General features: G+C 68.5%; 28 protein-coding genes and 1 tRNA gene. 21 read left to right on the forward strand and 8 right to left on the reverse strand.

The window, feature by feature from the left end; genetic code table 11:
* Positions 1–22: 22 nt before the first annotated feature.
* Positions 23–2,560 (forward strand): right-handed parallel beta-helix repeat-containing protein, encoded by a 2,538-nt coding sequence (locus tag ACIA12_RS22690; RefSeq protein WP_396369025.1) that lies wholly within the window; start codon positions 23–25, stop codon positions 2,558–2,560.
* Positions 2,561–2,584: 24 nt separating this feature from the next.
* Positions 2,585–3,409: an SGNH/GDSL hydrolase family protein gene (locus ACIA12_RS22695; RefSeq protein ID WP_396369026.1), complete on the forward strand. Its 825-nt coding sequence runs from the start codon at positions 2,585–2,587 to the stop codon at positions 3,407–3,409.
* A 26-nt stretch (positions 3,410–3,435) separates the two neighbouring features.
* On the opposite strand, the gene upp is transcribed toward ACIA12_RS22695, so the two are convergent.
* A complete protein-coding gene (gene upp, locus ACIA12_RS22700; RefSeq protein WP_363816110.1) occupies positions 3,436–4,077 on the reverse strand; it encodes a uracil phosphoribosyltransferase in 642 nt (213 codons plus the stop codon).
* A 132-nt stretch (positions 4,078–4,209) separates the two neighbouring features.
* Between upp and ACIA12_RS22705 the strand changes: the two genes are divergently transcribed.
* The 5 genes from ACIA12_RS22705 to ACIA12_RS22725 all read left to right on the forward strand — a co-directional run bounded on the left by ACIA12_RS22705 (position 4,210) and on the right by ACIA12_RS22725 (position 7,390).
* On the forward strand, positions 4,210–4,380 hold the full coding sequence (locus tag ACIA12_RS22705; RefSeq protein ID WP_396369027.1) for a hypothetical protein: 171 nt from the start codon (positions 4,210–4,212) through the stop codon (positions 4,378–4,380).
* 70 nt (positions 4,381–4,450) lie between these two features.
* Entirely contained in the window at positions 4,451–4,963 is a 513-nt protein-coding gene (locus tag ACIA12_RS22710; protein WP_396369028.1) for a tRNA adenosine deaminase-associated protein, read from the forward strand.
* Between the two features lie 28 nt (positions 4,964–4,991).
* Entirely contained in the window at positions 4,992–5,426 is a 435-nt protein-coding gene (tadA, locus tag ACIA12_RS22715; RefSeq protein WP_396369029.1) for a tRNA adenosine(34) deaminase TadA, read from the forward strand.
* 13 nt (positions 5,427–5,439) lie between these two features.
* Positions 5,440–5,530: transfer RNA gene (locus tag ACIA12_RS22720), tRNA-Ser, on the forward strand.
* A 351-nt stretch (positions 5,531–5,881) separates the two neighbouring features.
* Complete coding sequence (locus ACIA12_RS22725; RefSeq protein WP_396369030.1) at positions 5,882–7,390, forward strand: potassium/proton antiporter; 1,509 nt, start codon at positions 5,882–5,884, stop codon at positions 7,388–7,390.
* Between the two features lie 116 nt (positions 7,391–7,506).
* On the opposite strand, the gene ACIA12_RS22730 is transcribed toward ACIA12_RS22725, so the two are convergent.
* Together ACIA12_RS22730 and ACIA12_RS22735 are read right to left on the reverse strand one after the other, a co-directional pair.
* Complete coding sequence (locus ACIA12_RS22730; protein WP_396369031.1) at positions 7,507–8,067, reverse strand: LytR C-terminal domain-containing protein; 561 nt, start codon at positions 8,065–8,067, stop codon at positions 7,507–7,509.
* A 24-nt stretch (positions 8,068–8,091) separates the two neighbouring features.
* Positions 8,092–8,385, reverse strand: a complete 294-nt coding sequence (locus tag ACIA12_RS22735; RefSeq protein ID WP_020388608.1) for a type II toxin-antitoxin system VapB family antitoxin — start codon at positions 8,383–8,385, stop codon at positions 8,092–8,094.
* A 131-nt stretch (positions 8,386–8,516) separates the two neighbouring features.
* Here ACIA12_RS22735 and ACIA12_RS22740 point away from each other — a divergent pair, with 131 nt between their 5' ends.
* The 8 genes from ACIA12_RS22740 (at position 8,517) to ACIA12_RS22775 (ending at position 16,050) form a co-directional block, all read left to right on the forward strand.
* Positions 8,517–9,221 (forward strand): peptidoglycan-binding protein, encoded by a 705-nt coding sequence (locus ACIA12_RS22740; protein WP_396369032.1) that lies wholly within the window; start codon positions 8,517–8,519, stop codon positions 9,219–9,221.
* Positions 9,222–9,286: 65 nt separating this feature from the next.
* Positions 9,287–10,828 carry a helicase HerA-like domain-containing protein gene (locus ACIA12_RS22745; protein WP_396369033.1) on the forward strand — a complete coding sequence of 514 codons (1,542 nt, stop codon included), beginning with the start codon at positions 9,287–9,289 and terminating at the stop codon, positions 10,826–10,828.
* 171 nt (positions 10,829–10,999) lie between these two features.
* The gene (locus ACIA12_RS22750) at positions 11,000–12,343 is read left to right on the forward strand and encodes a diguanylate cyclase (RefSeq protein WP_396369034.1); all 1,344 of its coding nucleotides are present in this window, start codon (positions 11,000–11,002) and stop codon (positions 12,341–12,343) included.
* Positions 12,344–12,698: 355 nt separating this feature from the next.
* Positions 12,699–13,247, forward strand: coding sequence for a SigE family RNA polymerase sigma factor (locus ACIA12_RS22755; RefSeq protein ID WP_396369035.1), 549 nt, complete (start codon positions 12,699–12,701; stop codon positions 13,245–13,247).
* Positions 13,244–13,753: a hypothetical protein gene (locus ACIA12_RS22760; protein ID WP_396369036.1), complete on the forward strand. Its 510-nt coding sequence runs from the start codon at positions 13,244–13,246 to the stop codon at positions 13,751–13,753. The genes ACIA12_RS22755 and ACIA12_RS22760 overlap by 4 nt, the downstream gene beginning before the upstream one ends.
* Positions 13,754–13,837: 84 nt before the next feature.
* Positions 13,838–14,293, forward strand: a complete 456-nt coding sequence (locus ACIA12_RS22765; RefSeq protein ID WP_396369037.1) for a hypothetical protein — start codon at positions 13,838–13,840, stop codon at positions 14,291–14,293.
* A 222-nt stretch (positions 14,294–14,515) separates the two neighbouring features.
* Positions 14,516–15,034: a SigE family RNA polymerase sigma factor gene (locus ACIA12_RS22770; protein ID WP_343967203.1), complete on the forward strand. Its 519-nt coding sequence runs from the start codon at positions 14,516–14,518 to the stop codon at positions 15,032–15,034.
* On the forward strand, positions 15,031–16,050 hold the full coding sequence (locus ACIA12_RS22775) for a hypothetical protein (protein ID WP_396369038.1): 1,020 nt from the start codon (positions 15,031–15,033) through the stop codon (positions 16,048–16,050). Before ACIA12_RS22770 ends, ACIA12_RS22775 begins: the two co-directional genes overlap by 4 nt.
* A 93-nt stretch (positions 16,051–16,143) precedes the next feature.
* On the opposite strand, the gene ACIA12_RS22780 is transcribed toward ACIA12_RS22775, so the two are convergent.
* Positions 16,144–16,935 (reverse strand): helix-turn-helix domain-containing protein, encoded by a 792-nt coding sequence (locus ACIA12_RS22780; protein ID WP_396369039.1) that lies wholly within the window; start codon positions 16,933–16,935, stop codon positions 16,144–16,146.
* Positions 16,936–17,049: 114 nt separating this feature from the next.
* Between ACIA12_RS22780 and ACIA12_RS22785 the strand changes: the two genes are divergently transcribed.
* Together ACIA12_RS22785 and ACIA12_RS22790 are read left to right on the forward strand one after the other, a co-directional pair.
* On the forward strand, positions 17,050–17,415 hold the full coding sequence (locus ACIA12_RS22785) for a nuclear transport factor 2 family protein (protein ID WP_396369040.1): 366 nt from the start codon (positions 17,050–17,052) through the stop codon (positions 17,413–17,415).
* Positions 17,416–17,544: 129 nt separating this feature from the next.
* Entirely contained in the window at positions 17,545–18,933 is a 1,389-nt protein-coding gene (locus ACIA12_RS22790) for an alpha/beta hydrolase (RefSeq protein ID WP_396369041.1), read from the forward strand.
* Here the strand turns inward: ACIA12_RS22790 and ACIA12_RS22795 are convergent.
* On the reverse strand, positions 18,930–19,799 hold the full coding sequence (locus tag ACIA12_RS22795) for an aminoglycoside phosphotransferase family protein (RefSeq protein ID WP_396369042.1): 870 nt from the start codon (positions 19,797–19,799) through the stop codon (positions 18,930–18,932). The genes ACIA12_RS22790 and ACIA12_RS22795 overlap by 4 nt on opposite strands.
* Before the next feature lie 86 nt (positions 19,800–19,885).
* On the opposite strand from ACIA12_RS22795, the gene ACIA12_RS22800 reads away from it, so the two are divergent.
* The 3 genes from ACIA12_RS22800 (at position 19,886) to ACIA12_RS22810 (ending at position 21,900) form a co-directional block, all read left to right on the forward strand.
* Positions 19,886–20,668: a methyltransferase domain-containing protein gene (locus tag ACIA12_RS22800; RefSeq protein WP_396369043.1), complete on the forward strand. Its 783-nt coding sequence runs from the start codon at positions 19,886–19,888 to the stop codon at positions 20,666–20,668.
* Positions 20,669–21,014: 346 nt separating this feature from the next.
* Complete coding sequence (locus ACIA12_RS22805; RefSeq protein WP_396369044.1) at positions 21,015–21,149, forward strand: hypothetical protein; 135 nt, start codon at positions 21,015–21,017, stop codon at positions 21,147–21,149.
* Entirely contained in the window at positions 21,142–21,900 is a 759-nt protein-coding gene (locus ACIA12_RS22810) for a hypothetical protein (RefSeq protein WP_396369045.1), read from the forward strand. Before ACIA12_RS22805 ends, ACIA12_RS22810 begins: the two co-directional genes overlap by 8 nt.
* A gap of 163 nt (positions 21,901–22,063) precedes the next feature.
* On the opposite strand, the gene ACIA12_RS22815 is transcribed toward ACIA12_RS22810, so the two are convergent.
* The 3 genes from ACIA12_RS22815 to ACIA12_RS22825 all read right to left on the reverse strand — a co-directional run bounded on the left by ACIA12_RS22815 (position 22,064) and on the right by ACIA12_RS22825 (position 24,211).
* A complete protein-coding gene (locus tag ACIA12_RS22815; RefSeq protein ID WP_396369046.1) occupies positions 22,064–22,378 on the reverse strand; it encodes a hypothetical protein in 315 nt (104 codons plus the stop codon).
* On the reverse strand, positions 22,375–22,575 hold the full coding sequence (locus ACIA12_RS22820; protein ID WP_328332386.1) for a hypothetical protein: 201 nt from the start codon (positions 22,573–22,575) through the stop codon (positions 22,375–22,377). The genes ACIA12_RS22815 and ACIA12_RS22820 overlap by 4 nt, the downstream gene beginning before the upstream one ends.
* Positions 22,576–22,972: 397 nt before the next feature.
* Positions 22,973–24,211: an MFS transporter gene (locus ACIA12_RS22825; protein WP_396369047.1), complete on the reverse strand. Its 1,239-nt coding sequence runs from the start codon at positions 24,209–24,211 to the stop codon at positions 22,973–22,975.
* Between the two features lie 45 nt (positions 24,212–24,256).
* Here ACIA12_RS22825 and ACIA12_RS22830 point away from each other — a divergent pair, with 45 nt between their 5' ends.
* Complete coding sequence (locus ACIA12_RS22830) at positions 24,257–24,682, forward strand: helix-turn-helix domain-containing protein (protein ID WP_396369048.1); 426 nt, start codon at positions 24,257–24,259, stop codon at positions 24,680–24,682.
* Positions 24,683–24,771: the final 89 nt, after the last annotated feature.

Genomic DNA, 24,771 nt, shown 5'->3' on the forward strand with positions numbered 1-24,771 from the left:
GGAACGAACCGATGGAGAGCCAGTGACGACGAGGTATGTCGCCCCGAAGGGCGGCCGCGGTACGTTCCGCCGGATCTCCGACGCGGTCAAGGCCGCCAGCCCCGGTGACGCCGTCGTGGTCTCGCCGGGCAGCTACACCGAGCAGGTGGTCCTGGACCGCTCGGTGGTGATCGTCGCCGAGCAGGGCCAGGGCAGTGTCGATGTGGTCGGCGTCGCCGGCAGCGGCGTACCGGCGATCGTCGTCGAGGGGCTCGAGTGCGTGCTGCGAGGCCTGTACGTCCGGGCCGCCGACGACAGCGAGACGCCGACGATCGGGGTCGCCGGTGGAGCCGGCCTGCTGATCGAGGACTGCGTCGTCACCGGTAGCCGGATCCATGCCAGAGGCAACGAAGCCGGTCAGGGCTCGGACCTCAGCGGGTACGGCGTGACCTCGGTGCTGGTCCGCCGCTCCAAGCTCGGCAGTGGCCGGCTGGCCGCGATGCATCTGTCCGGCCGGGTCCGCGCGCAGGTCGAGGACTCCACGATCGAGAAGATCGACGGGATCGGCATCGTCTTGTCGGGCGGCGCCTACCTGGAGGCCAACCGGCTCCGGATGAGTGACACGGTCGGCTACGGCTTCCGGTTGCGCGGCGACAGCCGGGTGAAGCTCACCGACTCGGTACTCCGCCAGACCGGCATGGCCGGCCTGCTGCTCGAGGACGCCTCGACGGCACAGCTGACGGAGCTGTCGATCGACAAGGCCGGGTCGGCCGCGATCCATGCGGCCGGGTCTTCACGCGTCGAGCTGGTGGACTGCCGGTTGCGGGACACGCAGGCCAGTGGGTTCGTGATCCAGGATCAGGCGTCCGTGACGGCCAGGGGTTGTGCCGTGTCCGATTCGGGGGCCAACGGGCTGCTGATCTCGGATGGGGCCCAGGCGACGATGACGGACTGCCGGGTCGACAGGTCGAAGTACAGCGCCTTTCATCTGACCGGCGCGGCTTCGGTGAAGCTCGTCGACAGTTTGATCCGCGGGGGCGCGGAGCATGGCGTCCACGCGACCGGTACGTCGAAGGTCGAGCTGGACGCGTGTGGGATCACGGACATCGGGCTGACCGCGTTGTCGGTCGTGGACGAGGCAACGGTGAAGGCCGAGGACTGCCGGATCACCGGTGGCACGATCGGTGTGCATCTGGAGTCGACGGCCGCGACCAGCCTGGAGACGTGTTCGGTGGCCGGGACGACCGGGACCGGGATCGAGTTGTCGGGATCTGGGTATGTCGAGCTCAGCGCAGTACGGGTGAGCCGGACGAAGGCGGCCGGGATCGTGATCGGGACCGGCGCTAGTGCGGAGATCACCGGCAGCACGATCGAGAAGTGTGATGGGTCGGGGCTGGTCGTCTGGTCGGGCGTGACGCCGACGGTGACCGGGTTGCGGGTCGTCGGGGTGGCCAAGAACGGGATCTACATCGCCGAGAAGGCTGCCGGGTCGTACACCGACTGCGACATTGTCGGGGCGAAGTACCCGGCTCTGCATCTGAGCAACGCATCCACGCCGGTACTACGGCACGTCCGGATCCGTGATTGCGACGGAGCGGTCGGCCAGGACGACGGCGCGAAGCCGGTGTTCGAGGACTGCACGGTGGACGGCGTACCGATGACTCCGGCTCCTGCGGCGGCGTCGGCTGGTACAGGTAGTACTCCGCCGGTGCCGGTCGGGCCGGTGGGGACGCTCGACGAGAGCATGCCGCCCGAGGACGAGAAGCTCGAGGACGTACTGGCCGAGCTCGAGCAGCAGATCGGGCTGGGTCGGGTCAAGCGTGACGTCCAGTCGATGGTGAACCTCATGCAGGCGGTCCGGATGCGGCAGGAGGCTGGGCTGCCGGCGCCGCCGCTGAGCCGGCACCTGGTGTTCGCCGGGAACCCGGGAACGGGCAAGACGACGGTCGCGCGGCTCTACGGGCGGGTGCTGAAGGCGCTCGGGCTGCTGCGCAAGGGGCATCTGGTCGAGGTGGACCGGACCGCGCTGGTCGGTGAGTACGTCGGTCATACCGGTCCGAAGACGCAGGCTGCGGTCAACCAGGCGCTCGGCGGGGTGCTGTTCATCGACGAGGCGTATTCGCTGGCGCCGATCGGGATCGGCAACGACTTCGGGGCCGAGGCGATCGCGACGCTGGTGAAGATGATGGAGGACCATCGCGAGGACTTGGTGGTGATCGTGGCCGGCTACGTCAACGACATGGGCCGCTTCATCGGGTCGAACCCGGGGCTGTCGTCGCGGTTCACCCGAACGCTGCTGTTCGACGACTACACGCCGGCGGAGCTGGTGGACATCTTCGAGTACCACGCGCGGGAGCACCAGTACGAGCTGTCCGGAGATGCCCGGCGGGCGCTGTCGGAGATGTTCCAGGTACTGCCGCGAGGCGAAGGCTTCGGCAACGGGCGGTCGGCGCGGCAGATCTTCCAGCAGATGACCGAACGCCAGGCCTATCGCCTGGCCACCCTGACCGCCCCGACACCGGCCCAGCTGGTCTGCCTGGAGGCAGCCGATCTCCCGATCGACTACACGGCGAACTCCTGAGACAGTGCTTGGGGGAGGTTGCTCATGTCCGCAGCACGGAGGTCGGCGGCTCTGGTCGCCCTTGTCACGGCAGTAGTCCTGCTGCTCACCAGCAGTCCGGCATCGGCTGCGGAGAGTGAGCGACATGGCGGTGAGCGCTTCTATCTTTCGCTGGGCGACTCGCTGGCCTTCGGCTTCCAGCGGTTCAAGGTGGGGCAGCCGGCTGAGGCATTCAACACCGGGTACGCCGATCTGCTGGCCGCCACGCTCCAGCACGGGCAGCGGCGGCCGACCCTGGTGAACTACGGCTGCCCGGGCGAATCGACGACCACCTTCGCTGCCGGACAGTGCCCGTGGGCGGGGGCAGGCCTCCCGCTGCATGATGCGTTCAGCGGGACACAGCAGGCGGCCGCGCTGCGCTTCCTCCGCGATCATCGGGGCAAGGTCGATCTGGTCACGCTGTCGCTGTGGGGGAACGACGCCAACGAGTTCATTGCCTCCTGCAACGGGAGCGTGCAGTGCATTCTCGATGGCGCGCCGGCGGCGATCGCGCGGATCGCGGCGAACCTGTCGGGCATACTCCGGCAGCTGCACCAGGCCGCGCCGGACGCCCGGGTGGTGGTACTCGGCGCTTTCGACGGCAACGTCGGCGCGTTTCCGCTCACTCATCCGATCATCCGGCAGCTGAACGTGGCGATGGCCGGCGCCGCGGCCGAACACCGAGCCCGGTTCGCGGACCCGATGCCGATCTTCAACCCCGAAGGCGACACCGGCGCGGCGCTCTGCACCCTGACCCTGCTCTGCCGCGACGGCGACCTGCACCCGTCGGACGCCGGCTACCAAGCCCTGGCCAGCTTGCTGGGCTTGTAGCCTCTCCCCCAACTTCTTTTCTTTTCTTACTGCGCGACGCCGTACAAGCGGTCGCCCGCGTCGCCCAAGCCGGGGACGATGTAGCCCTTGTCGTTCAGGTGGGAGTCCATGCCGGCGATGACGAGCGTGCAGGGGATGTCGAGGTCGGCGAGTTCGCGCTCGATCCGCTCGACGCCCTCGGGAGCGGCCAGGATGCAGATCGCGGTGATGTGGTCGGCGCCGCGGTCCACCAGGAACTGGATCGCCGCGGCCAGGGTGCCGCCGGTGGCCAGCATCGGGTCGAGCACGTAGCACTGGCGCCCGTGCAGGTCTTCCGGCAGCCGTTCGGCGTACGTCGAAGCCGCGAGGGTCTCCTCGTTGCGGATCATCCCGAGGAAGCCGACCTCGGCCGTCGGAAGCAGCCGGGTCATCCCCTCCAGCATGCCGAGCCCGGCGCGCAGGATGGGCACCACCAGCGGCTTCGGCGAGGTCAGCTTGATGCCCTCCGCCTCGGCGACCGGAGTGGTGACGCTGATCGGCCCGGTCCGGACATCCCGGGTCGCTTCGTACGCGAGCAGCGTGACGAGCTCCTCGGTCAGCCGGCGGAAGGTCGGCGAATCCGTCCGCTCGTCCCGCAGGGTGGTGAGCTTGTGAGCGACCAGCGGATGGTCCACGACGAGGATCTGCATGCGGCGAACGCTACCGTCGGCGATTCGCCACTGGAAACTCTGTGCCCTTTTAGGATTGGAAGGCAGTCGTTTTAGGTCAGTTGGCCCCCGCCCCGGGGCGCCTGCTCCGATTCGGCCAGGGATGGTGCCGCCGTGCCCGAGACCACCGGCAAGTCACCCGAACAGCTCGACCGCCTCCGCCGCCGCGCCGCCTTCCTCCGCGAACTGGACGAAGCCCGCGCCCTCCGTGCCCGGGTGGCCCCGCGCCGCGCCCGGGTCAAGCAGATCCGGGCCGCCATGCGCCGGGCCACATATCACCACTGACGGTGCGAACAACAGCAGAAAAAACAGAAAAAAGCCGCAAAGTACGGTGCGAGTCTGCGACCATGCAAAGGTGTCTGATCCCACGGCTGGGCCGATGACCACCACCGAGACCACCACCGACCTCGACTTCGCGGTCGCTGCCTACACCGAGGACGGCGAGTGGCTGGTAGCCCCACTGGCGCTGCGGGGTGAACCGGACCTGTCCGCGCTCGTCTCCGCGCTGCGCCGCTATCCCGGCGATCAGGGCGTGCTCGGGATGATCTCCGTCGACGAGGACTTCTTCATCCTGCTCCGGGTGGTCGGCGGCCGGGCCCGGCTGCTGATCTCCGACGTCACCGCCGCCACCGAGTGGCCGCTGGCCAAGCAGGTCGTCGACGAACTGGACATCCCGCTGGCCGATGACGACGACGAGCAGGTCCCGGCCGGCGATCTCGGCATCGTCTCCGACCTCGGGATGACCGCGATGGATCTGGGTGCGCTGATCGACGACGTCGACCTCTATCCGGAGGAGATGCTCGAGGAGATCGCCGAGGTGCTCGGCTTCGGCGACCGGTTCCACGAGGCGATCGAAGCCATTGGTTAACCCCGCGCACCGCGCCTACGCCCGGCTGATGGGGCTGGCGCTGGAGGAGGCCGAGAAGGCGCACGGCAGTGCCGACGTACCGATCGGCGCCATCGTCGTGGACGCCGACGCCCAGGTGATCGGCCGCGGCCACAACGAGCGCGAGCTGACCGGCGACCCCACTGCACATGCCGAGGTGCTCGCGATCCGCGAGGCGGCTCAGCACGTCGGCGAGTGGCGGCTCACCGGCTGCACACTCGTCGTCACCCTGGAGCCCTGCACGATGTGCGCCGGGGCGATCGTGCTGTCGCGGCTGGAGCGGCTGGTGTTCGCGGCATACGACGAAAAGGCGGGCGCCGTGGGCTCCCTCTGGGACGTCGTCCGGGACCGCAGACTGAACCACCGCCCCGAAGTAATCGGCGGCGTGATGGCCGACGAAGCGGGCGCGCGGCTACGCGATTTCTTCACAGGCCATAGGTCTTGATAGCCTCTTCGGCGGTGGCGTGTCCGAGCGGCCGAAGGAGCGCGCCTCGAAAGCGCGTGAAGGGTACCCCCCTTCCGAGGGTTCAAATCCCTCCGCCACCGCCAACCACCCCCGGGTGGTAGTTACGCCGAGGACCCTGATGCTGTGTGATGCGTCAGGGTCCTCGTTTTTGTTTCCTCTGCCGATCAACTGCCGTCGAACCTCACCCGGGGATGCACACCACCTTCCGGGTAGCCACCTGCCGAGAGGTGGCGCGAAGGGTGCGGTGCGAATGTCTCGGCAGAGGACGAACGGCGGCTGCAGGACCACCGCGACGGAGGAGCGGGTTCGCGCGACGGAGGAGCGGTTCTTGTGAAGGGTGGGCGGAGGTCGCGTGGGGTTTTGCTTTTGATTGGTTGCCGGAGGCATGGCTCCACTAAGCTGCAGTCCCCGACCCGGAGAAGTAGAGGGCCGCTGTGGACGTCACCGATCTCGACCGGATTCTGCTGGCCGGCGCTGCTGTGCTGCTGGTGGCGATCATCGCCGTCCGGTTGTCCGGGCGGCTGGGGCTGCCGTCGCTGCTGATTTATCTGGCGATGGGGTTGGTGCTGGGGGAGTCGGGCGCGGGGATCCAGTTCGAGGACGCTCAGCTCGCGCATGCGCTCGGGTTCGCCGCGCTGGTGATCATCCTGATCGAGGGCGGTCTGACCACCCGCTGGAACGAAGTACGTCCGGTGATGCCGATGGGCGTCGTACTGGCGACCCTCGGCGTCGCCATCAGCGTGGGCGTGGTCGCCTGTGTCGCCCACTTCGTACTGGGCCTCGACTGGCAGATCTCAGTGCTCCTGGGAGCCGTCACCTCCCCCACGGACGCCGCTGCCGTCTTCTCGGTACTGCGCCGCGTCAACGTCCGTCCGCGGCTGCGGGGGATGCTGGAGGCGGAGTCAGGGCTCAACGACGCTCCTACGGTCCTCCTGGTGACTCTGGTGAGCACCGACGGCCTCAAGGAGCACGGCCTGCCGTACTTCGCCGGGCTGGTCGTCTATGAGCTCCTGGTCGGCGCCCTGTTCGGCTTCGTCATCGGCTGGACGGCCGTCGGCCTGATCCGCCGGGTCGCGCTCGGCTCGGCCGGTTTGTACCCGCTCGCGATCGTCTCGCTCTGCTTCGTCTCGTACGCCGGGGGGACGGTGCTCCTGCACGTGTCCGGGTTCGCTGCCGTCTACGTGACCAGCCTGATCCTCGGGCGGGCGGAGTTGCCGCACCGGATCGCGACTCGGTCGTTCGTCGATGGATTCGCCTGGTTGGCGCAGATCGGGTTGTTCGTGATGCTCGGCCTGCTCGCGTCGCCGGGGCGGATCCAGCTGAACGACGTACTGCTCGCGCTGGTGATCGGGATCGCGGTCACCGTGGTCGGGCGGTTCGCTGCGGTGACGCTGTCGGTGTCGTGGTTCAAGATCCCGTGGCGGGAGCAGACATTCGTCGCGTGGGCGGGGTTGCGTGGGGCGGTACCGATCGTGCTGGCGACCATCCCGCTCGCGGAGAAGGTGCCGCAGGCGGATCGGGTGTTCGACGTGGTGTTCGTACTCGTCCTGCTCTTCACGTTGCTGCAGGGGCCGTCGCTGCCGTGGCTGGCGAAGCGGTTGAAGGTGCTCGACGACAACGCGGCGCATGAGGTCGACATCGACGTGGCGCCGCTGGAATCGCTCGGCGCGGACATGCTGCAGGTGCTGATCCCGAGCGAGTCGCGGCTGGCCGGCGTCGAGATCGGCGAGCTCCGGTTGCCGCCCGGGGTCTCGGTGTCGCTGGTGATCCGCGAGCACAAGGCCTTCGTCCCCGAGCGCCGGACGGTACTACGCGCAGGCGACGCAGTACTCGTCGTAGCCCCGTCGGCCTTGCGGGACCCCACGATCCGCCGGCTCCGCGCGGTCAGCCGGGCCGGTCGTCTAGCCGGCTGGTTCGGCGAACGCGGCCGCGAACAGCTCTGAAACCCGCACTGCCCAGCGCTGTCGCGCTGGGCAGTGCGGGTGAAATGCGTGGGGCGCGGCACCACCCGGGCTTCGGGTCAGCTGGGAGTTTGCCCTGAGGGACCGACTGGCTCGGGTCAGTTGGGGTTTTGGCCGGAGGGGACTGGCTGGCTGGGGCGGATGCTGGGGAGGCAGAGGGTGGTGTTCTTGGGGAGGGCGATCGAGGGGATGCCCTGGTCGCGCAGGCCGGGGTAGCCCTGGCCGAGGACGAGGTCGACGGTGTGGTCGGGGCGCTTGTCGGCGGTGGCCTTGAGCTTGCCCTTCACCTGGCCGGCGACGAGCTGCATCTCGGGACCGTTGGCCTCAGTGCCGCGCAGTGCGACGCCGGTGATCTTGTCGCCGTTCGGCTCGTTCGCGACCTTGGCGACGTGGAAGCCGCGCTTGCGCAGGATGCCCGCGACGGCTGCCGCAGTACCGGCCTTGGCGCCGCCGTTGTAGACGTTCACCGAGACCTGCTTGGGCGTGAGCCGGTCGTTCGCCATCAAGGTGTCGACGCAGTTCGGCTCGGCGCTCGTCTCGGTCAGCGAGTTCCAGCCCCACCACGCGCCGCCGACCAGGACGCCGAGCAGCACCACCATGGTGATGGGCGTCCGCCAGTGGATCGAGTGCGGGCGCGGTTGTGGGTGGAAGGCGCTCATCTGACAGTCCCCCGACTCATCGACTCAGTCCACGACCAGGACCCGGGCGTGCAGGACCAGACGCTGCTGCAGCGCCGCGCGCAGGGCGCGGTGCAGACCGTCCTCGAGGTACATCTCGCCCTTGAACTCGACCACGTGGGCGAACAGGTCACCGTAGAAGGTCGAGTCCTCGTCGAGCAGCGCGTTCAGGTCCAAGGTGCCTTTGGTCGTCACGAGCTGGTCCAGCCGCACCTGCCTCGGTGGCAGCACGGACCAGTCCTTCGGCTTGTACCCGTGGTCCGGGTAAGGCCGTTCCTCGCCGACGCGCTTGAAGATCACCCACCGGAGTCTAGCCGGGGACGAGGGTCGATGAGAGGTCAGGAATGTCACCGGAAAAAGACGCGCCGAGCACTCAACCTGGAGGCGGTCCCGGGCGTCTCATGGGGTTAAGGACTAGTTGGGGGAGAAAAATGAGGACTTTGACCCGAATAGGCGTCGGGATGGCCGCCCTCGCGGTCGTCGTCGCCGGTACGACGATCCCGGCCGACGCGCTCACCGTGACCCAGACCAAGGCGGCCCAGACCCGTCTGACCAAGCTCGGCTGCACACCGGGACCCGTCGACGGCAAGGCCGGGGCGATGACGAGTGCGGCCACGGTGCGATTCCAGTCCGCCAACGCGCTGAGCCAGACCGGCGCGCTGAACAGTACGACGTACGCGCGGTTGCTGGCCGCCACGGCCAAGCGCTGCGACGTGCGCGCGGTCCCCCGGCGTACCGGAACCGGCCGCCGGATCGTGATCAGCCAGGGCCAGAACTGGGTCTGGCTGGTCGATGCCAGGGGCAAGGTGGTGCGCCAGGGCGGCATCATCGACAACCCGACGTACCTGAAGCCGGGGACGTACACGAGCGGCGCCAAGTGCGGCCGGGCGGCCCGGATCAGGAAGAACACCGACGGCGGCCGGCTCTACCTGAACAACTTCGTCCGGTTCGCGCCGTGCGGGATCGGCTTCCACCAGATCCCGACGTACAAGAGCAGCGGCGCCCAGATCCACGCCGACTGGCTGCTCGGCACCAACTCCAAGGCCTCGCACGGCTGCATCCGGGTCTCCGCCTCGATGTCGGCCACGATCTGGTCCTTCGCCGCGACTCCCGTCCGGGTCGTCGTCATCCGCTGAGAACACCACTAGCATCTCGAACGCACGGGGATAAGACCCTTCGTTCGTTCGAGAGGCACGCTGAGATGGCCGAGACAGCCGACGTGGTGGAGACCGTCAAGCAGGGGTACGCGTTCGGGGGGCCGGCGATCGAGCTGGGCGCGCTGCTCGTGGACGGTACGCCGAACCCGGAGGCGGCGGTCCGGATCCCGCTCTCGATGGTCAATCGGCACGGCCTGGTCGCCGGCGCCACTGGTACGGGCAAGACCAAGACCCTGCAGCTGATGGCCGAACAACTGTCAGCTGCCGGGGTCGCGGTCTTCGCGGCCGACATCAAGGGCGATCTGTCCGGCATCTCGCAGCCGGGTCAGTCCAGCGACAAGCTGCTCGACCGGACCAAGACGATCGGCCAGGAGTGGACCGCGACCGGTTTCCCGACCGAGTTCTACGCGCTCGGCGGGCAGGGCACCGGGATCCCGATCCGCGCGACGATCACGTCGTTCGGGCCGGTGCTGCTGTCGAAGGTGCTCGGGCTGAACGAAGTACAGGAGTCCTCGCTCGGGCTGATCTTCCACTACGCCGACTCGCAGGGCCTGACGTTGCTGGACCTGAAGGACCTGCGGTCGGTGATCACGCACCTGACCAGCGACGAGGGCAAGGGCGACCTGAAGGATCTCGGTGGGTTGTCCGCGGCGACGGCCGGGGTGATCCTGCGGTCGCTGATCGGATTCGCCGATCAGGGTGCGGACGCGTTCTTTGGCGAGCCCGAGTTCGACACCGCCGACCTGATGCAGCAGCGCGACGGCAAGGGGGTCGTGTCGCTGCTCGAGCTGCCGAACCTGCAGGACCGGCCGGCGCTGTTCTCGACCTTCCTGATGTGGCTGCTGGCCGACCTGTTCCACGACCTGCCCGAGGTGGGCGACGTGGACAAGCCGAAGCTGGTGTTCTTCTTCGACGAGGCGCACCTGCTGTTCGCGGACGCGTCGAAGGCGTTCCTGAGCTCGATCGCGCAGACCGTGCGGCTGATCCGGTCGAAGGGGGTCGGCGTCTTCTTCGTCACCCAGACGCCGAAGGACGTGCCGGACGACGTACTGGCGCAGCTCGGGTCGCGGGTCCAGCACCAGTTGCGGGCGCACACCCCGAACGACGCGAAGGCGCTGAAGGCGACGGTGTCGACCTTCCCGAACTCGTCGTACGACCTGGGCGAGGTGCTGACCCAGCTCGGCATCGGCGAGGCGATCGTGACGGTGATGAACGAGAAGGGCGCGCCGACGCCGGTCGCCTGGACCCGGTTGCGGGCGCCGCAGTCGCTGATGGCGCCGGCTTCCGCAGAGCAGTTGACGGCGGCGGTACAGGCGTCGGCGGGCAACGCGAAGTACACCGAGGTCATCGACCGCGAATCGGCCTACGAGAAGCTCGCCGCCCGAGTCCAGGCCGGCGCGCAGCAAGCCGAGGAAGAGGCCAAGAAGGCCCCCGAGCCGAAGGCGGCTCCCGCTCCGCGCGCCCAGAAGCACGAGAAGTCCATGGTCGAGCAGGTGGTCGGCTCCTCGGCCTTCAAACAGTTCGCCCGTACCGCCGGCCGCGAGATCGTCCGAGGCCTCTTCGGCGCCGCCCGCCGCAAACGCTGACAGCCGGGGCACTGTTCGACGGTGATGCAATAGTCACCGTGCGTACGGCGATCATTGATCCTTGATCAAACGACTGAATCCTCAACGACCGATTTTCGTTTCCAACTGGTTATCCACAGCACGCCGTAGCGGATTGGGACCAAACCCTCACGCGACGTACCGTGAGAGGCAATGGTCGCGCAGAGTAGGCGAGCGGTACGTTGCTGGGCGCTGTGGACGCTGTCGGTCCCAGCGCTCGGGATGGTCGTGCTCGTGGATCTGGCGGCGATCGCGTACGGCGTCGAGGCGTTCTCCGACCTCCGGTCCTGGCGCGGCCTCGAGGTCGTCTTCGCGCTAACCGTCTCGGCGTTGATCTCGGTCGAGGGCGCGCGCCGGGTCGAGAGCCGGCGCCGGCGCGGTGGCGCGCTGCACAAGGATCTCGCTCCTGCCTGGATGATCGCGGCCGCGCTCATCCTGCAGCCGGCCCTGGCGATCATCGTCGTACTGCTGCTGCGGAGCTGGTGGCGGATCCGGGCCGGCAAGTGCATCCCCTATCGCTGGGTCTTCTCGACCGGTGTCTGCGTGCTCGCCGTCGGTGTCGCGCACGCTGTCTATCAATCCGCGCTTGACCTCACCGGCGGCGGCGATCTCGGCCTGGTGGTCTCGATGGCGGCCGGCGCGCTCGGTTATCTCGCGGCGGACACCTTGCTCTGCGGCCTGGCGATCTCGCTGATCGTTCCGGGCAGCAGCAGGCAGGACGCGATCGGCGACAAGGACGACCTCTGCGTCGACGCCACGGCCGGGACACTCGGCGCCCTGCTCGCGGCGGCGACGCTGGTCAGCCCGTGGTTCGCGTTCGTCGCGATCCCGATCACGCTGACCGCCCAGCGCGCATTGCTGCTCGGCCAGTTGGAGACCGAGGCGCAGACCGACCCGAAGACGAGCCTCGGCCGGGTCGACTGGTGGCGACGCCGGACCGAGGAGATGCTCCGGACCTCCCGCACCCAGCGCGAGCCGATGGCGGTCCTGCTGATCGACATCGACCACTTCAAGCAGGTGAACGACCGGCACGGCCATCTGGTCGGCGACGAAGCACTGCGCGCGGTCGCGACGATCCTGCGCTCGGCGATTCGTACCAAGGACGTGATCGGCCGGTTCGGCGGCGAGGAGTTCGTCATCGCCCTCCCCGACACCGATCTGGACGACGCCATCGTGACCGCCGACCGCCTTCGCTCGGCAGTCGCCGGGTCGCCGCTGGCGGCAATGTGCGCCGGCGTGCTGGACGACCCCGACCTCGACCCGGACACCTTCCGGCTGACCGTCTCCATCGGAGTCGCTGTCTATCCCGCCGACGGCAGCACGGTCGACGACCTGCTGCTGAGAGCAGACCGAGCCATGTACGCCGCCAAGGCCGCCGGCCGCGACCGAGTCCGCCTGGCCGCAGACCTCCACCTGACCTCACGCCGCCCCCAGCCCGAGCCGGCCACCACAACATCCCTCCCCCGCCCAACCCCAGCAGACCTCCAACACCGCTGACCCCGCCCCACCCCAGCACCGCTGACGCCACCGCGTCCGGCGGACCCCAGCACCGCTGAACGCTGACGCTGCCCTCGCCGGCAGACCTCCAGCACTGCTGGCTGCGCCGCCCCGGCGGACCTTCAGCGCCGCTGACCCCGCCGCCCAACCCCCCCGCACCGCCGATCCGGCGGACCTCCAGCGCCGCTGACGCCGCTCCGCCCAACCTCCAGCACCGCTGACGCCGCCGGCCCGGCGGAAGCTTCTGCGGTTGTGGATTCGGTGGGTTCCTCGCGAAGTTGGGGTGGTGCAGAACCTTTTGGTGGTGGGGGGCGTCCTTTGGGTGGGACGTGATGGCTGAGAGGCAGGAGAGTGGATGCAGCGGGCGGTGAGTCGCGACGAGGACTTCACGGCCTTTGTACTCGCCAGGTCGGCGCGGTTGGTGCACTTCGCGCGGATGCTGTGCGGGGATGCCGGGCTGGCGGAGGATCTGGTCCAGACGGCGCTGGAGAAGGCCTACCTGCGCTGGGACCGGATCGAGCTCGGCGACCCCTTCGCCTATGTCCGGCAGGCCGTCGTCAACCAGCATCTGTCCTGGGTTCGCCGTCGGCTGTGGAGGGAGCGGCCGAGTGGGAGCCCGACCGAGCTGGACGAGCAGGCCGGATATGCGTTGCCGCTGCAGTACGCCGATGACCCGAGCGCCGGGGTCGGGCACCGGATCGCGATCGCCGAGGCGCTGGCGACGCTGACGAGAAGGGAACGGGCCGTGGTGGTGCTGCGATTCGTCGAGGACCTGACCGAGGCGCAGACGGCGGCCACTCTCGGGATCGCGGTTGGAACGGTGAAGAGCGCGAACGCCCGAGCCCTCCAGAAGTTGCGGGCTGCCCCCGAGTTGAGCGGCAGCTATGCGGGGGAGCAGTCATGAACGACGACGACCTGCGGGAGGCACTGCGTCCGCCGGGTGGCATCGAGCCGCTCGACCCGGTCAAGGTGATCGCCGGGGCTCACCGCCGACGCCGGCGCGGCATTGTGGCCGGCGGGGCGTCCGCGGGCGGAGTACTGGTTGTGGTCGCGGTGAGTGTGGTCGTCGGGATGCGGCCGAGTGGCAGCCCGGTGATCGAGCAGCCGGTCACACCTTCGATCAGTACATCGAGTACTCCGCGGCCGAGCACTGCTACCCCGAGTACTCCGAACCCCAGTACGCCGACGCCCGGTCAGCCATCCCAGGCGCCGACCAACCGACCAGTGCCACCCCTGCCGCCGAACAAGACACCGCCACCCTTCACACCTTCCGGCCCGACGCCGGCGCCACCCGAAACGCCGTCGGCCGGCACCCCGAGGCCTCCGGCAGGCAAACCGACGCCGCCGGCAGCGCCTCCGACCGATACGCCGAGCAGCACGGTACCGCCGCAGACGCCGGGCACTCCCTGATCGCTCGCCGATCCGGCAGAACCTTTCTGGTGGCCGGTCGCGTCCTTGAGCCCGACAGTGAGAAAACCTTGCGGAGGGCAACAAATGACGAAGACCCTGGTCAAGCAACTCGTGGCAGGCGGGGTGGCGGTGGTGGCGCTCGCGGGTGGCGCGCTGGCTGCCTCGGCCGCCGCGGACGGTGGTCCGGGCAAGACGCCCACGCCGAGCGCCCAAACACCAAGCAGCGCGCCGACGCCGCCGACCGAGCCCCCGGGCCAGACGCCGAGCAACGCGCCCACGCCGCCGACCGAGCCCCCCGGTCAGACGCCGAGCAACGCTCCGACGCCGCCGACCCAGACCCCGGGGCAGACGCCGAGCAACGCTCCGACGCCGCCGCAGCCGCCGACGCAAACGCCGAGGCAGACTCCGAGCAATGCGCCCACCCCGCGGCCTCCGGCGCAGACGCCCAGCACCTGGCCTACTCCGCAGCCGCCGGCGCAGACGCCGAGCCAGGCACCGACTCCTCCGCAGACCCCGAGCGCGGGCATACCCGGGAAGTGATTTGCCCCGAAGAACCGGAGGCACACGCACTCCGGTTCTTCGGAACGCACTGGCGTCGATCTCGGGTTCCAGTACGAACCGTCCACGGGCTGGGCAGCCGGTTTGACCGGTCCGGTGGGGCCGTGAAAAAGATTCTTCAGATTTGTTGGTGACGAACAGAACCGAAGTGGTGACCCAGCGGGTTCTTACGGGTGTGACAGAGGCTGAAGCTGAGGAGAATCGATGACCCGGACCGCGGACGCCGACTTCGAGCATTTCGTACGGGCGCAGTCGACCCGGTTGCTCCGGTTCGCGGAGATGTTGTGCGGCGATCGGCACACGGCCGAGGATCTCGTGCAGCAAGCGTTGATGCGGTCCTATCCGAAGTGGCACCGGCTCGACGGTGACCCGCTTCGCTACGTACGCCGGGTGCTGGTGAACCGCTTCTTGTCGGCGTCTCGTCGGCATTGGTCCAACGAGGTCCCGAGTGACCCGGTCGACAACGACTGGGACCAGCGCGAGGTCGCCGACTTCTCCGCGGAGGTGCAGACCAGAGAGGCCGTACTCGCGGCCCTGGCCGGTCTGACCGTCCGTGAGCGGGCAGTGGTCGCGCTGCGCTACTCGCAGGACCTCTCCGAGGCCGAGACCGCCGAGTTGCTCGGTATGGCTGCAGGGACCGTCAAAAGCACCGCGTCCCGGGCACTGGCCAAGCTGCGTCTGGCACCCGACCTGATCGACACCACTGTTGGAGGAAACGTATGACCGACGAGCAGCGGGTGCGCAGCGCGCTCGAGTACGACCTGGAGCCCTGGCAGCCCGACCCGGCCGACCTGATGCGTCGCGGCCGTCGGCTCGCCTGGCTCCGCCGAGGACTGGCCGCGGCGGGCGTGACTGCCCTCGCCGGCACTGTCGCCACAGTGTCCGCCGCGGTCGGGGGACCTGCCGAGGTGAAGAACCTGCTGGCGGGTGGCGGTAAGCCGCCGGTGCCGGTCACGGTCCCCACTCCGTCGGTCGACCCGACCTGCCTGCCGAAGGTACCGGGCAAGGTGGAGGTCTCGGCCAGCATCACGGTCCAGGTGCCGCCGGTGAAGAAGCCGCACGTGCCGGTACCGACCACGACGTACACACTCCCGGGGAAGCCGGGCAAGCCGACGCTACCGCCGGTACCGACCACCAAGCCGACTCTGCCGGGCAAGCCCAGCCTGCCGCACGTCCCGACGCCTTCCCTCCCAGGGAAGCCGGGCAAGCCGACGCTACCGCCGGTACCAACCACCAAGCCGACCCTCCCGGGCAAGCCGTCCCTGCCGCAGGCGCCGACGACCAAGCTGACTCTGCCGGGCAACCCCACCCTGCCGAAGGTCCCGACGACCAAGCCGTCACTGCCGGGCAAGCCGACGCTGCCGCCGGTGCCGACGACCAAGCCGACCCTGCCGGGCAAGCCGACGCTGCCGCCGGTTCCGACCCCGACCCACCCGCCGGTACCGCCGTGCGTCCAGGTCCCGGTCCCGACTGCCAAGCCGTCCCTCCCCGGCAAGCCGGAGCTCCCGCCGGTACCGACCACCGCCCCTTCCCTGCCAGGGAAGCCCGGCAAGCCGTCGCTGCCGTCCTTGCCGCCAGTACCGACGACTAAGCCGTCGCTGCCGGGCAAGCCGCAGCTCCCGCCGGTACCGACCACCAAGCCGACCCTGCCCAAGCCGTCGTGGCCCACCGCCACCCCGAGCTGGCCCGGCAAGCCCCACAACCCGTTGCCGACCGGTACACCCTCCTTCAACCGGTAGGCCTTCCCCCCGAAAAGGCCGATGGAGCCACCAGCGAGACGAGAGAATCGACCTCTACTCGCCGGTGGCTCCATCTGCCGTTTCCCGGCAGTATCAGTTCTCCCGGAGGTACTCGGCGGTCTTCTCGTCGGCGGGGAAGAAGGACTCGATCATAAGCTCTGAGACCGTCACGTCGAGTGGGGTGCCGAAGGTGGCGATGGTGGTGAGGAGCGAGAGCTGGTGAGCACCGTGGCGCAGCTTCATCGGTACTACCACCTCGGCGGCCGCGGCGAGGTCCGTCCGCTCGCCACCTGAGTACTGGCGCAGTTCGTCGTACAGGTCCTGGAGATCGGGGTCGGCGGTGCTGGTGACCTGGCGGTGGAGGCTGGTCAGGACGCTGGTGCGGACCTCGGGAAGGTTACCGATCCGCGGCGCGAGGCCGTCGGGGTGCAAGGTGAGGCGGAGCGCGTTGATCGGCGGCTTGAGCAGTTCGGCCGCGACTCCGTCGGTGAACAACGCGATGCCGGCGTTGGCCTCGACGATGTTCCACCAGCGGTCGACGACCAGGGCCGGATACGGCTCGTGCGCCTTGAGCAGTCGCCGCAGCGCTTCCCGGATCGCCAGCATCGCCGGCGAATGCAGCGACGCCTCGGTGTAGATCGGCGCGTAGCCGCCGGCCAGCAGCAACTGGTTCCGGTCCCGCAGCGGTACTTCGAGATGCTCGGCCAACCGCAACACCATCTCCCGGCTCGGCTTCGACCGCCCTGTCTCGACGAAGCTCACATGCCGGGTGGACACCTCGACCTGGTTGGCCAGGTCGAGCTGGCTGAGCCGTCGGCGCTCCCGCCAGCCGCGCAGCAGCTCACCCACCGGGCGCTGGAACGTCTCGTCGATCGTCGCGGTCATGGCTCGACGGTAACCGCTGAGGTGGTCACCCCCATTACCTCCGACGTCATCGACGCCGGCCCGATCCGGCGGCAAGGTTCTGGTCATCGCAACGACCGAACCGAGGAGAAACCCATGAACGCCAGCACCATCGCCGGCCAGTACTTCGCAATGTGGAACGAGGCCGACGCCGACGCCAGGGCCGCCATCATCGAGCAGACCTGGTCCCCCGACGGCACCTTCACCGACCCGAGCTTCGAGGTCGCCGGCCACGAGGGCCTGACCAAGATGGTCGAGACTGCCCACCAGATGTTCCCCGGCTACGCCTTCTCCCTCACCAGCCAGATCGAGGAACACCACAACCACCTCCGCTGGTCCTGGCACCTGGCCGCCGCTGGGCAGCAGCCCGTCGCCGGCGGTACCGACGTCATCACCCTCACGGAGGACGGCAAGATCAGCGAGGTGATCGGCTTCCTCGACTTCGCGCCGGCCGGGCACTAGATCTCAGGGGTGGGCAGGGGTCTCGCCGGATGCCTTGCCGCCCACCCCGGAGTCTAGGTTCGGAGTATGAAAAAACGTTGGTACACAGGGGTTCCGGCGCTGGTGGTTGCCGTTGGCACCATTGGGACGGTGTTGCTGCCCGATGGTGCAATGGCGGCGACTGCCACGCCGGCCGGGATCAACTGGAGTGAGTGCAAGCCGGGTGGCGTGGAGCAGTGCGGCAAGTTGAGGGTGCCGCTGGATTGGGCGAAGCCGACCGGCCGGACGATCGAGATCGCGGTGGCGCGGGTGCCGGCGAAGGATCAGCAGCACAAGCTCGGATCGTTGATGTTCAACCCGGGCGGGCCTGGCGGGCCCGGTGCGCAGGCCCTGGCGCAGGGGGCGGCTGACGAGTTCTTCGCGGAGTACCGGGACCGGTACGACCTGGTCAGCTTCGACCCGCGAGGGTCGGGCGGCGGCAGCCTCGACTGTGGGCCGGTACTGCGTCCCGGAGTACCGGTGTTTCCGAAGAGCAAGGCCGAGTACGACGCGATGGTCGCGTCCAGCCGGGCGACCGGTGAGCAATGCCTGCGGCAGCACGGTGAGTTGATGCGCAATCTCGACACCCGCACCGCCGCCCGCGACATGGACGCCTTCCGCGCCGCGCTCGGCGACGGCAAACTCAACTACCTCGGCGTCTCGTACGGCTCCTACCTCGGTACTACCTACGCGCAACTCTTCCCCCGACGCGTCGGCCGGATGGTGCTCGACGGAATCCTCGATCACGCGCAGGGCCCGACCGCGCTGATGACGGCCGAGGCGAAGGCGATGGAGAAATCCTTCGACAAGTTCGTGGCGTGGTGTGCTGAGGACAGCAAGTGCGCACTGCACGGACAGGACGCCGGCACGGTCTGGGACAAGGTGGTCGCCAAGGCCGACAAGATGCCATTGCAGGTGGCTGGGTACGGACCGGTCACCGGAGACGTGATGCGGATGAGCCTGCCGAGTTTCCTGCCGCGCGTGGATCGGGCCGGCGATGTCTGGGGCGGCTTCGCCCAGGCGATCGCGCTGGCGGCGAAGGGCGACGGCTCGCTATTCGCGGAGCTCACCTACGTCGGCGATCCCGGCACGGAGTACGTCGCGGTGTCCTGCATGGACTTCCCCGGCCAGCTGACCGGGTACGCCGATGCGAAGGCCCGGATCGCGAAGGCCAAGATGCTCGCACCGCGCGTCGGGGCGGCCGTCGAGGACTGGGCGATCACCGCTGCCTGCTCCGGCTGGCCGATCAAGCCGAGCAACCCGTGGCAGCCGACGCCGGTGAAGGGCATCCCGCCGATCCTGATCACCTCCACCACGGTCGATGGATCGACGCCGCTGTCGCAGGCCAAGGGGCTGGCTCGCCAGATCGAGGGCAGCCATCTGCTCATCGCCAAGGCCTACGGTCATACGACGTTCTTCAACGCGAGCTGTGCACAGGCCGCGATCGCGACGTACCTGATCGACGGCAAGCTGCCACCCAAGCGGTCCACCTGCAGCTAGGCGATGGCCTGGAGGATTCGGCGGCAGCGCTCGGGGTCGGTCGTGAGGCCGAAGCCGAGTCCCCAGAGCCAGTAGTCGACGGTGCGGAAGACGACCCAGTCGCGCGCCCGCTCGGGGTCGAGTTCGGCCTCGCGCACGATGGTGGCGAAGTGGGTGCGGATCTCGGTGTCGTCGGCCATTTCGTCGACGCGGGTCAGCAGCATCCGGGTCAGGTCGCACTCGGGGTCGCCGCGGTAGAGGAGGGGGTCGACCACGATCCACGGTTCGCGGGAGCCTCGTAGTACCTGGTCGGCGTGGAAGTCGCCGTTCGCCGCGAGGTCGCTCGTGGTGTGGGACAGCTGTTTGGAGACTCGGAGTGCCTCGGTGAGCTGAGCCTGGTCGAAGGGCTTGCCGAGGCGCTCCCAGTCCGCCTGCAACCGGGGCGCGCGGCCGCTCACGTTTTCGGCCGTCGACACGGCATCGGCCGGAGCGGGCACGGCGAGCCGGCGCATCAAGCGGCCGAGGACGGCCATCGCCTCGCCGACGGGCTGGTCGAGCAGGGAGTCGCCGAGCCGCTCCAGCAGCATGGCGCCGCGCGGGAGGTCGACGTCGTACAGCCGTACCGTCCCGCGGCCGTCCCAACAGCGGAGCGCCCGGGCGTGCTCGGCGAGGTCGGGGCCGGGCGGGGACATCCGGAGTACCAGCTGCTCGCCGTCGCGGGTGACCCTGACGGCGATCGCGTTCGACCCGTGGGAGACGGGTCCGTCGATCGCCAGCCCCCAGATTTCACACTGCCGATCGACCGCCGCGGGTAGGTCCGTGAGCCACTCGCCGCCCTCCGTCCACCACCGGGGCATCGCGAGAAAAGTCTCGGGCAGCTCGATCATTTGGCCAACCGTAGTGAGTTCGTGTGGATCTGGTCTCCCCGTTTACCGGTTCGGCACTCCATGATGTGGAGCATGGGCGGAAAGGTATGAGTAACCTCCAGTTCGATCCGGAGGTGTCGCGGCAGATCGAGTCGGTCTACACGACACCGGACGTGATCGAGCAGCGACGAGTGGTCCGGACCGCGCTTGCGCTCCGGCCGGGTGACCGGGTGCTGGATGTCGGCGTCGGGCCGGGACTGCTGGCGGCCGAGATGGCGGCGGAGGTCGGCCCGGACGGGCGGGTCTGCGGGATCGACATCAGCGACAGCATGCTCGCGATCGCGGGCACCCGGGCCAAGGTGTCGGACGGGCCGACGCTGGAGCTCGAGCTGGCCGCCGCGGGGCGGATCCCGCACGGCGCCGAGAGCTTCGACGTCGTCGTGTCGACCCAGGTCTTCGAGTACCTGGACGACGTACCGGGCGCTCTGAACGAGATCCGCCGGGTACTACGTCCTGCCGGGCGGGTGGTCCTGCTCGACACCGACTGGGGCTCGATCGTCTGGCGCTCCTCCGACGACGCGCGGATGGGCCGGATCCTCACCGCCTTCGAGGAGCATCTGGAGGACCCACACCTGCCACGCACCCTCGGCGACTCGCTGACCAAGGCTGGCTTCACCGTCACCCACCAGCAAGTCGTCCCGATGCTGAACACCGGCTACGACGCCCGCACCTACAGCGCCGGCCTGATCGACATCGTCGAAGCCTTCGTCCCCGGCCGCGCCAAGGTCACCGAGCCGGAAGCGACCGCCTGGGCCGATGACCTCCGCTCCCTCGGCGAGAGCTACTTCTTCAGCCTCAACCGCTACCTCTTCGTCGCCTCAGCGCTCTAGGCGGGTAACAGTGCTCTAGGCGGGTAACAGCGCTCTAGACCGGTAACGGCCAGGGGCGGGCGCATCGTGGGATACGCCCGCCGCCGTCGGTCGTTCTCCCGCCCCTCAGTGGGAGAACTCGCGGCTCGGTGAGCGCCACCCATGCCCGAATGGGGCCGACTGAACCGCGGGACCATCTACTCGTACCCCACTCGTCACGGCTCACACACCGCTGGTCGGAAAACTTGACGTTTCTCGTACACCCGGTGCCCGGACGGCCATGGACGGATGACACCGGGCCGCCCTAACCTGAAAGGCGATTCCGGGGCCGGGGGAGGCCGTGGGCGTCAGGGGGAGGGACAAAGCGATGACGGACGTCTTCGACGAGATCCACGAGGACGAGTTGACCGAGGCCGAGCTGGACGAACTGGAGGCGCTCGGCGCCGCCGAGGACGCCGAGCTGATCCTGGCCCGGGTCGACGTCGGGCAAATAGATGCCTGAGGCAAGGATCGTCTGGCGGAAGACGCTGCTGAACAAGCGGACGGTGGCGATGCTGATTGCCGCCGAGAAGATCTACCACTCGAAGTTCAAGTATCTGCAGGGTTCGTACAACAAGGGCGGCGTGGAAGCATCGGCCGGCACCCACGACGGTGGCGGCGCGGTCGACATCGGCGTGGCGAGCCAGAGTGCGGCCCAGCGCCGGGCGATCGTACTCGCGCTGCGGCAGGTCGGGTTCGCCGCCTGGCTCCGGACGCCGGCCCAGGGCCGCTGGCCGTACCACGTGCACGCCATCGCGATCGGGGACAAGGATCTGTCCCGTGGCGCGGCGGCTCAGGTGCTCGAGTACAAGCGCAAGCGCAACGGCCTGGCCAATCGGGGCAAGGACGACGGGCCGCCCGGCTACTACTCGATGACCTGGGAGATCTACCTCAAGGCCCATCCGGCGCCGCCGCCACCCGCAGTACCGGATTCGTCGATCTCGCTCGGGGCGATGGCGTACGCGCGAACCCACGACGCGATGACCGGCGCGTGGGGTGCTGATCGGGCGCGGGTGGTCGCGTGGGCCGCGCACCCGAAGGTCGCGGCGATCAGCCGGCACGAGACGGTACCGCCGGCCGGAGTGCCGTGGCATCTGCACTTCCAGCAGATCTTGCGGATGGTCCAGCTGAAGTTCAAGCTGCCGCAGACCGGGATCTTCGTGGACGGCGTGGACGATCAGATGAAGCGGTACGGGTACACGATCACCGCTTGAGTGTTTCTGTTTGGCTGATGCAACGACAAAGCCCCACCGGTAGCAGCCGGTGGGGCCTTGATTTGTCCACTACCGCCCGAGTCTTCCGGTGCAGCTGTGGAGGTGGAGAGCGGAACCGGCGCCGATGCAGGGGTCAAGACGCCAGCTCCGCTTGCTTGTGGGGTTATCTCGCGTCGACCGCCCAGACGTGCGCCTGGTGGAACTCGAGGTCCTTCTGCATTCCGACCGGCGCACCATCGGCTCCGAGGTGCTGCAGGGTCGGTACCACGACCGCTCGTACGTCCGTCCGCTTCACTTCGTCCAGCAGCGCGTGGAACGCGGCGGACTCGGCGGCATCGCGCTCGGTGTACACCGTGCCGAGGGTGAATCCCTCGGCGCTGGCGAAGGCCGCGAGCGAGTGCGTGGCCGCGGCCAGCTCCTCGGCGCAACTGAGCGCGTCGGCCCGGACATAGCCGAGCAGCGTCGGACGGGTGGTCATCGCGAGCGCTCCGGAGCGCCGACCGCGTCGACGAGAACCGGCTCGCTGGTCACTCGCAGCGAGGCGAACCGGCGGCGCATGGCCTCTTCGTACTGCGCGGCGTGGTCGACGTCGGCGATGTGATCAGCGATCGTGGTAGCGCCGAACCAGACCCGCACGCGGCGGTGCGAGGCGGGAATCTCGATCGACTCGGTCATCGTGGTCCTTCAGTTCTCGAGGGGGCTGCCCGACGCTGGGCATAAGGAAAGAACACCGTATAAAGCCTGCCCCCGGAATAGACTGGCAGGGACCTTTACAGAGGCCTTACGCTCCGTGCGAAACCGCTGGTCAGAGCACCGGTAGCGGTTCCGGGAAGGGTCCGGCTTTATGGCCTGTCAAGAATGTTTGCAGGAATTTGCCAATAACGATTCGAACAGCCACTTCTATTGGCTGCCGCTGCAAATGTAGGGCTTCCTGGTAACTCCCGGCACGCATCTGGCCACGCTCCGAACCGACCTCCCCGACCCGTGGATCACGCCGCAGGATTCCCTTCGCGCCACGCCGATCCGGCACTCACGCATCCTCTCGCCCAAACACTTACAACCAGGACCGTAACTACACCGTGTAGTGCCTGCTGCGGGTGAGCCCGGCCGGATGGCTTGGTACTGCGACGAACGTGACCGGCGCGGCTAGTACTGCGAAGGCTGCGATCAAGTTGAGGGTGAGCGGTAGGCCTGCGAGCTTGGTCAGGGCTGGCGCGGTCAGGGCGCCGATCACGACCGTGAGGGAGTCCATCGCGAAGAACAGTGAGCCGATCCTGCCCAGCAACTCGGTGGGGGCTACGCGTTGGACCGTGGTTTCGGCGGTGATCAGGAGGATGCTGCCGGGGAATCCGATCAGTGCGGTGGCGGCGATCGCCCAGGGGACGGTGGGCGCATTGAACAAGGCGAAGAAGGCCGCGCCGACGGCTGTCTGGGTGACGATGAGCAGGTCGCGGATGTTCAGCCAGGTAAGGGCTTTCGGGCTCAGTGCGGCGCCCAGCAGGAAGCCGGCGCCGAGTCCTGAGATCAGGTAGCCGACGGTTGGCCCGGGTGCGTCGAGTCGCTCGACGGTGAACGGAACCAGGAGGGCTGTCGCGCCGGCGTTGGCGGTCAGGAAGACGCCGTTCGCGATCAGAATCCCGGAGAGGATCTTGTTCCGCACGACACCTCGCAGGCCTTCTCTGAGCGCCTGGAATCCCTTGCCTGCCTGGGGGTTCGGCGTCAGTCGCCGGTGGCTGACCGACGCGATGACGGCTGCTGACAGCAAGTAGCTGACGATGTCGACGATCAGGACGAAGGTGATCCCGGGGCCTGTCAGCAGGAGTGCGCCGAGGGGTGGTGTGGTTAGTCGGATGACGCTGCCGGAGAAGGCCGAGAGTGAGTTCGCTGCCGCCAGTTCGTCGCCAGTGCCCACCACGGCCGGGGTGAGTGCCCGGGCCGCGGGTCTGAAGACGGTGGTCGCAAGATTCTCGGCCAGGACGGCGACGTAGACGAGCCAGATGCGGTCGGCCGAGTCGGCGAACAGGATCAATGCGACGGCCGCCGCGCTGGCGAGATCGGCCAGCCACATGGCGCGCGACAGATTCCAGCGATCGAGCAGTACGCCGGCCCACGGTCCGACGATCAGCGCCGGTACGGCCTCCAGGGCGACCGTGAGTCCCGTTGCCGTGGCCGAGCCGGTCAACTGGAACACGTGGACCGGGATCGCGACCACCAGCAGCCAGGAGCCGATCCCGGAGATCGCACCGCTGACCCACAGCCGCCGGAAGTCGCTGTTCCTCAGGATCCTCACGTCGATCGAAACTATCTTCATGGGACACTTCTTGGCAACAGTGTTTTGTGAAGATAGTCTTCTGTCGTGGACCTGAGCACTGAGCTGAGAGACCGCCGCAAGGCGGCCAACCGCACGATCGCCTCCGTCGCCGTCGACGCCGGTCTCTCCGTCCCGTACATCGCCAACCTCGAGAACGGCCGCGGCAACCCCACCGTCGCCGCCCTCGACCGCCTGGTCTCCGCCCTGGGCGCGCAACTGCAACTCACGATCGTCGACGAGTCCCCGCAGCCGGCGCTCGACGCATCGGTCGCTGCCGACCTCCTGGCCGCGTCACCGCGCGCCCGCCAAGTCATCGCCGAGCTAGCCACCGCCCGCGGCCGAACCAAGCGCTCCATCGAGCGCCACCTGCTGACAACCCTCGACGCCCTCACCCACCTCCTCCCCGCCAACCCCACCCCAGCCGACCTCAACCGCCTCCTCGACCTCCTCCTCCTCGCAACCAAAAGCTGACTGCCGGTCAACCCAGCCGACAAGCCGAGCGCCGCCACCAGCCCGACCCAGCCGACAAGCCGAGCGCCGGCACCAAGCCCGACCCAGCG

Source organism: Kribbella sp. NPDC051620 (assembly GCF_044453825.1).
Taxonomy (GTDB): domain Bacteria; phylum Actinomycetota; class Actinomycetes; order Propionibacteriales; family Kribbellaceae; genus Kribbella.

What these genes read in the sequence shown, in the direction of transcription:
- ACIA12_RS22695 (WP_396369026.1), top strand. Translation starts at nt 2,585, where the DNA reads ATGTCCGCAGCACGGAGGTCGGCGGCTCTGGTCGCCCTTGTCACGGCA.
- upp (WP_363816110.1), bottom strand. Translation starts at nt 4,077, where the DNA reads ATGCAGATCCTCGTCGTGGACCATCCGCTGGTCGCTCACAAGCTCACC.
- tadA (WP_396369029.1), top strand. Translation starts at nt 4,992, where the DNA reads ATGGGGCTGGCGCTGGAGGAGGCCGAGAAGGCGCACGGCAGTGCCGAC.
- ACIA12_RS22730 (WP_396369031.1), bottom strand. Translation starts at nt 8,067, where the DNA reads ATGAGCGCCTTCCACCCACAACCGCGCCCGCACTCGATCCACTGGCGG.
- ACIA12_RS22740 (WP_396369032.1), top strand. Translation starts at nt 8,517, where the DNA reads ATGAGGACTTTGACCCGAATAGGCGTCGGGATGGCCGCCCTCGCGGTC.
- ACIA12_RS22745 (WP_396369033.1), top strand. Translation starts at nt 9,287, where the DNA reads ATGGCCGAGACAGCCGACGTGGTGGAGACCGTCAAGCAGGGGTACGCG.
- ACIA12_RS22750 (WP_396369034.1), top strand. Translation starts at nt 11,000, where the DNA reads ATGGTCGCGCAGAGTAGGCGAGCGGTACGTTGCTGGGCGCTGTGGACG.
- ACIA12_RS22755 (WP_396369035.1), top strand. Translation starts at nt 12,699, where the DNA reads ATGCAGCGGGCGGTGAGTCGCGACGAGGACTTCACGGCCTTTGTACTC.
- ACIA12_RS22760 (WP_396369036.1), top strand. Translation starts at nt 13,244, where the DNA reads ATGAACGACGACGACCTGCGGGAGGCACTGCGTCCGCCGGGTGGCATC.
- ACIA12_RS22765 (WP_396369037.1), top strand. Translation starts at nt 13,838, where the DNA reads ATGACGAAGACCCTGGTCAAGCAACTCGTGGCAGGCGGGGTGGCGGTG.
- ACIA12_RS22770 (WP_343967203.1), top strand. Translation starts at nt 14,516, where the DNA reads ATGACCCGGACCGCGGACGCCGACTTCGAGCATTTCGTACGGGCGCAG.
- ACIA12_RS22775 (WP_396369038.1), top strand. Translation starts at nt 15,031, where the DNA reads ATGACCGACGAGCAGCGGGTGCGCAGCGCGCTCGAGTACGACCTGGAG.
- ACIA12_RS22780 (WP_396369039.1), bottom strand. Translation starts at nt 16,935, where the DNA reads ATGACCGCGACGATCGACGAGACGTTCCAGCGCCCGGTGGGTGAGCTG.
- ACIA12_RS22785 (WP_396369040.1), top strand. Translation starts at nt 17,050, where the DNA reads ATGAACGCCAGCACCATCGCCGGCCAGTACTTCGCAATGTGGAACGAG.
- ACIA12_RS22795 (WP_396369042.1), bottom strand. Translation starts at nt 19,799, where the DNA reads ATGATCGAGCTGCCCGAGACTTTTCTCGCGATGCCCCGGTGGTGGACG.
- ACIA12_RS22800 (WP_396369043.1), top strand. Translation starts at nt 19,886, where the DNA reads ATGAGTAACCTCCAGTTCGATCCGGAGGTGTCGCGGCAGATCGAGTCG.
- ACIA12_RS22805 (WP_396369044.1), top strand. Translation starts at nt 21,015, where the DNA reads ATGACGGACGTCTTCGACGAGATCCACGAGGACGAGTTGACCGAGGCC.
- ACIA12_RS22810 (WP_396369045.1), top strand. Translation starts at nt 21,142, where the DNA reads ATGCCTGAGGCAAGGATCGTCTGGCGGAAGACGCTGCTGAACAAGCGG.
- ACIA12_RS22815 (WP_396369046.1), bottom strand. Translation starts at nt 22,378, where the DNA reads ATGACCACCCGTCCGACGCTGCTCGGCTATGTCCGGGCCGACGCGCTC.
- ACIA12_RS22820 (WP_328332386.1), bottom strand. Translation starts at nt 22,575, where the DNA reads ATGACCGAGTCGATCGAGATTCCCGCCTCGCACCGCCGCGTGCGGGTC.
- ACIA12_RS22825 (WP_396369047.1), bottom strand. Translation starts at nt 24,211, where the DNA reads ATGAAGATAGTTTCGATCGACGTGAGGATCCTGAGGAACAGCGACTTC.